At 31.5% G+C, this 365-nt stretch carries 2 pseudogenes; both read left to right on the plus strand.

Annotation, left to right across the window (positions count from 1 at the left end):
- Positions 1-99 (plus strand): annotated as a pseudogene (locus HMPREF2704_RS10720) (GNAT family N-acetyltransferase); the annotation flags it as partial.
- 47 nt (positions 100-146) lie between these two features.
- Positions 147-365 (plus strand): annotated as a pseudogene (locus tag HMPREF2704_RS10725) (peptidase S51); the annotation flags it as partial.

The raw sequence follows: 365 nt of genomic DNA on the forward strand, positions 1-365 counted from the left end.
AGTGACTGTACTTTAACGAATACGGATTCTATAAAATTTCATCTCAATATTGGATTTCAGGAGGCAAATAGAATTATTCATTTTAAGAAGAGATTATAATTTCAGAACGTGGTCAAAATTTATGTATCTATAGAAAGTGTGAAAGATTGGACGAACAAATTTTTTTGATGGGTGGAAATCCGCCGATAAAGAACCATACGATTGTTAAAAAAATTGTGTCATCAAGGAAAATCGAAAGAATTGTCATTTTTACAGTTTATCGAGAAAATTGGCAACCCTATATGAAAAAGTACACGGAAGTTTTCCGAAGTCAATGTCCTAATCTAAACATTGATTACTTACTCTTGGACACTGAGCAGATTAAT

It is taken from the genome of Streptococcus sp. HMSC076C09 (assembly GCF_001837905.1).
In the GTDB taxonomy this organism is placed as follows: domain Bacteria; phylum Bacillota; class Bacilli; order Lactobacillales; family Streptococcaceae; genus Streptococcus; species Streptococcus parasanguinis_I.